The sequence below is a fragment of the Actinomadura darangshiensis genome (genome assembly GCF_004349235.1).
GTDB lineage: Bacteria > Actinomycetota > Actinomycetes > Streptosporangiales > Streptosporangiaceae > Spirillospora > Spirillospora darangshiensis.
In genome coordinates this window covers 1-4,497 of sequence record NZ_SMKY01000472.1, presented here as the reverse complement: position 1 = coordinate 4,497, position 4,497 = coordinate 1, and the positions used below count along the sequence as shown (strand labels likewise).

General features: G+C 75.3%; 5 protein-coding genes. 1 reads left to right on the top strand and 4 read right to left on the bottom strand.

Annotated features, from left to right (window positions below):
• Nucleotides 1–278 (top strand): hypothetical protein (locus E1293_RS48275; protein WP_165978691.1); only part of this gene is annotated, 278 nt, incomplete at its 5' end.
• A 4-nt stretch (nucleotides 279–282) separates the two neighbouring features.
• Here the strand turns inward: E1293_RS48275 and mshC are convergent.
• The 4 genes from mshC to E1293_RS44815 form a co-directional block, all read right to left on the bottom strand.
• Nucleotides 283–1,512 (bottom strand): cysteine--1-D-myo-inosityl 2-amino-2-deoxy-alpha-D-glucopyranoside ligase, encoded by a 1,230-nt coding sequence (gene mshC, locus E1293_RS44830; RefSeq protein WP_132205917.1) that lies wholly within the window; start codon nucleotides 1,510–1,512, stop codon nucleotides 283–285.
• A 92-nt stretch (nucleotides 1,513–1,604) separates the two neighbouring features.
• Nucleotides 1,605–2,549, bottom strand: a complete 945-nt coding sequence (locus E1293_RS44825) for an ABC transporter permease (protein WP_132205915.1) — start codon at nucleotides 2,547–2,549, stop codon at nucleotides 1,605–1,607.
• Complete coding sequence (locus E1293_RS44820; protein ID WP_132205913.1) at nucleotides 2,546–3,526, bottom strand: ABC transporter permease; 981 nt, start codon at nucleotides 3,524–3,526, stop codon at nucleotides 2,546–2,548. Before E1293_RS44820 ends, E1293_RS44825 begins: the two co-directional genes overlap by 4 nt.
• A gap of 127 nt (nucleotides 3,527–3,653) precedes the next feature.
• Nucleotides 3,654–4,418, bottom strand: coding sequence for an NRDE family protein (locus E1293_RS44815; protein ID WP_132205911.1), 765 nt, complete (start codon nucleotides 4,416–4,418; stop codon nucleotides 3,654–3,656).
• Nucleotides 4,419–4,497 lie beyond the last annotated feature (79 nt).

Genomic DNA, 4,497 nt, shown 5'->3' with positions numbered 1-4,497 from the left:
GTGGGGGGAACGGCGGCACGCCGCCGACCAGCGACCCGCCGCCCACCCCCGTGGTGCTCGGCTCCCCCGACCCGGGCAAGTACTGCGCGGCCCGCGACCGCAAACCCGATTTCCGGTCCGGCGACTGGTACTGCGTTCCCCGCAACGGCGACATCGGCGTGGAGACGCCGATCACCATGACGCAGGTGTGCACGTCGCAGTACCGGCCGGACGCCGAGGCGCGGCTCCGCGGCAACGCCGGCACCCCGGCCGACTGGGACTGCTACGTGCTGCGGTAGGTGCTCAGAGCGCGACGCCGAGGAGGGCGTCGGCGATGGCGCGGGCCTGGGCCGGGGCCGCCTCGTCCGTTCCGGCCGCCGCGGCCCAGGCGTCGAAGGCGGCGAGGGCGCCGGGGGCGTCGAGGTCGCCGGCGAGGCGGTCGCGGACCGCGGCGGCGAGCGGCGCCGCGGGCGGGCCGGACGGGCGGGCCGCGGCGGCGCGCCAGCGGCCGAGGCGGGCGTTCGCCTCGTCGAGGGCGGCCGGGGTCCATTCCCAGTCGGACCGGTAGTGGTGGGCGAGCAGCGCCATCCGGATGGCCATCGGGTCCACGCCGGCCTCGCGGAGCTTCGAGACGAACACGAGGTTCCCGCGCGACTTGGACATCTTCTCGCCGTCCAGGCCGACCATGCACGCGTGGACGTAGGCGTGGGCGTGGGGCCGCTCGCCCGTGGCGACCTGGGCGTGGGAGGCGCCCATCTCGTGGTGCGGGAACGCCAGGTCGGAGCCGCCGCCCTCGACGTCGAAGGCCATGCCGAGGTACTCGATGGAGATGGCGGAGCACTCCACGTGCCAGCCGGGGCGGCCCTCCCCGAACGGCGACTCCCAGCCGGGCTCGCCGGGGCGCTTCGCCATCCACAGCAGCGCGTCGAGCGGGTCGCGTTTGCCGGGCCGGTCCGGGTCGCCGCCGCGGTCGGCGAACAGCGGCGCCATCTCCTCCCGCGACAGCCGGCTGACCTGCCCGAACGCCGGGTCGGAGGCGATGGGGAAGTAGACGTCGCCGCCGACCTCGTAGGCGGCGTCGCGGCCGCGCAGCTTCTCGATCATCTCGATGATCAGCGGGATCGCCTCGACCGCGCCGATGTACTGGTCGGGCGGCAGGACCCGCAGCGCGGTCATGTCGTCGCGGAACAGCTGGATCTCCCGGTCGGCGAGGGCGCGCCAGTCCTCCCCGGTGTCGCGGGCACGTTCCAAGAGGGGGTCGTCGACGTCGGTGGCGTTCTGGACGTAGTGCACCCGGAGGCCGAGGTCCTGCCACACCCGGTTGACGAGATCGAACGACAGGTAGGTGTTGGCGTGGCCGAGGTGGGTCGCGTCGTAGGGGGTGATCCCGCACACGTACATGCGGGCGGTGCCGTCCGGGGACGTGGGGCGCGCCGTCCCCGTCCCGGTGTCGTGCAGGCTCAGCGGCCGGGTCGCGGCGGGGAGTCCCGCGTCGGACAGGCTGGGGACTTCGGAGGCGGGCCACGATCGCATACCCGAAAGCTTATCCATGCGCAGTTCGCGGCTTGAATTCGAGATCACGGCATCTGTCCGGGAGCGTCCCCGGGCCGGGCGTTCCGCGGCCGTCAGGCGAGGCGGACGCGCGGGTCCAGGACGCAGTAGCCGATGTCGACCAGCAGGTTCGCGGCGACCACGCAGAACGTCACCAGCAGCGTCACCCCGATGATCACCGGGGTGTCGCCGGCGGTGATGGACCGGTACACCAGTTGCCCCACGCCCTGCAGCCCGAACACCTTCTCGGTGACGACCGTGGAGCCGATCAGGGCGCCGAGGTCGACGCCGAACTGGGTGACGACCGGGGCCAGCGCCGGCCGCAGCCCGTGCCGCAGGACGACGCGGCGCTCGGGCAGGCCCTTGGCGCGGGCCGTGCGCACGTAGTCCTCGGCGAGCACGTCCAGCATCGCCGAGCGGGTGAGGCGGGTGTAGGAGGCGAGCATGAGGAACGCCAGCGCGATCCACGGCAGGACCATCCGGCGGAGGAAGTGCTCCTGCAGCGGCGGCCCGGCCTCGAAGAGGTGGACGCCGGCGCCGCCGAGCCGGGTCGCGAACACCTGCAGCAGCGCCAGCGCCACCACGAACGGCGGCGTGGACAGCCCGGCCAGCGCGAACACGGTCGCGGCGCGGTCCCGGACGCCGCGCGGACGGATGGCGCCGAGGACGCCGAGGCCGACGCCGCCGGCGAACCACAGGACTCCGGCGCCCGACACCAGCCACAGCGTCGTGGGGAGCCGGTCGCCGATCAGGGTGGTGACGGGCGTCCCGTTGATGTAGGAGTCGCCGAGGTCGCCGTGCAGCAGCCGCCCGAGGAACAGCCAGTACTGGACGGGCAGGGGCCGGTCCAGCCCGAGGTTGCGGCGGATCTGGGCGAGGGTGTCGGCGGTGGCGCGGGGCCCGCCGATAACGCGTTCCACCGGGACGGGCGAGACGTGCAGGAACACGAACACCAGGGTGGACACCAGCCACAGCACGACGAGCGCGTACAGCAGGCGGCGCGCGGCGAATCGCGTCACGGGCGGCCGCCTCCTCCGTCGGCGGGGCGGGCGGCGCGCGGGTCCAGGGCGTCGCGGACGCCGTCGCCGAGCAGGTTGAACGACAGCGTGGTCGCCAGCAGCAGGACGCCCGGGACGGCGAGCAGCCACCAGGCCGTCTGGACGGCGTCGCCGCCCTCGCCGAGCATCGACCCCCAGCTCGGCATCGGCGGCCGCACCCCGACGCCGAGGAACGACAGCGTCGCCTCGAACACGATCGACGCCGGGATGAGCAGCGAGGTCAGCACGGTGATCTGCGGGACCAGGTTCGGCAGCACGTCCGCGACCATGATCCGGGCGTCGGTGGCGCCGAGCGCGCGGGCCGCGTCGATGAACTCCGCGCGCCTGAGCGCCAGCACCCGGCCGCGGACGACCCGGCCGAACGCCGCGAACGAGAAGAACGCGATCACCGCGATCGTCAGGGCGAGGCTCGCGGCGGCGGAGGTGACCTGGAACGTGGTCGCCAGCATGATCGCCACCAGCAGGTACGGGAGGGCGAGCGTCACGTCCATCAGCCGGGCGATGAGGGTGTCGACGGCGCCGCCCGCGTACCCGGCCAGCGTCCCCGCCGCCGTTCCGGCGAGGGCGGCGAGCAGGGCGGCGAGGATCCCGACGGCCAGGGAGACGCGGGCGCCGTAGGCGGCGCGGACGAGGACGTCGCGGCCGAGCTGGTCGGCGCCGAGGGGGAACCGGCCGCCGGGCCCGCGCGGCTGCCCGCCGGCGTCCAGGCCCGTCGCCGGGAACGTCGCGCTGTAGGGGTGGCCGGTCAGGTGCGCCCACAGCGGCGCCAGCGCCGCGAACGCCGCGATCGCGGCGAGGACGGCGAGGGCGGCGACCGCGACCCGGTCGCGGCGGAACCTGCGCAACGCCAGCCGGAAGGGGCTGCGGGCCTCCACCGCCTCGGCGTCGCCCGTGGCCTTCCTCAGCTCCCGTGTCTCGACCTCGGCGTAGCTGCTCATCGCCCCCCCGATGGCATCGGGTAGCCAACCTAGCACCGAGAGTCAGGCTCCGCAGGGATTGCCGTCGGACGGCCGGTCAGCGGTCACGTGCGGGCACGCGGGGCCGCCTACGGCACGCGGGGTCCGCCTACAGCACGCGCGTCCAGGCGGCGCCGTCGCCGGGGGCGGCGCTGAAGTCGTAGCGGACGCCGCCGGGGGCGAGCGCGACGAGGCTGACGGACGTGGTGCCCCAGACGAGGCCGTCGCCGAGGTCGAGGAGCGGGAGCAGGGCCCGGTGGTCGGCGCGGGCCAGCCCGTCGCCGTTCACCAGCGGCAGCCACGCGCCCCACGCCCGCTCCAGGGAGTCGCCCGGGCGGGGCTCGGGGCGCGGTGCGGCGGTCAGCCGCGGCCGGAAGTGGGCGAGCCGCGCCTCCATGTAGGCGTCCTCGGTCTGCCCCTCGGGCTGGTCCCGGCCCTCCAGCCCGCTGTTGACGATCAGGTGCAGGCCGGGGCCGAGGTCGCGTTCGGTGAGCGCCGCGCCGTCCCAGCTCCACAGCCGGACCCGGTCGGGTTCGGCGCCGGCGAGGTGGAAGGGGTCGAACGCGGCGAGGTCGGGGCGGCCGAGCTTGCCGTCGGCGGCGACCCGCAGCGGCAGTTCCCCGCGCGACGAGCGGCCCGCCTCGGGCGCCATGGCGCCGCGCCCGTTCAGCACGACCGCGGCGCGCGGGGCGTCCGGGTCGACTGCCAGCCAGGTGCCGCCGGCGCGCAGGTCGCGGCCGCCGACGAGGCCGGGGCGGTCCGGCCAGTGCCGGGCCGGCGGCTCCCATTCGCGGGCGATGAACTCGTCCCGCACGCCGACGAGCAGAACCGGGACCGGGGAGGACGGGTCGACACTGATGATCGCCGTGCACATGCCCCAATTGGAGCATTCCGCGGAATCCGGTCACGCACCGGGGCCGCTGCGGCGGCGGTCGCGGCGGGGGCGGCTACAG

Coding starts and splice junctions, on each gene's coding strand:
- mshC (WP_132205917.1), bottom strand. CDS start 1,512: ATGCGATCGTGGCCCGCCTCCGAAGTCCCCAGCCTGTCCGACGCGGGA.
- E1293_RS44820 (WP_132205913.1), bottom strand. CDS start 3,526: ATGAGCAGCTACGCCGAGGTCGAGACACGGGAGCTGAGGAAGGCCACG.
- E1293_RS44815 (WP_132205911.1), bottom strand. CDS start 4,418: ATGTGCACGGCGATCATCAGTGTCGACCCGTCCTCCCCGGTCCCGGTT.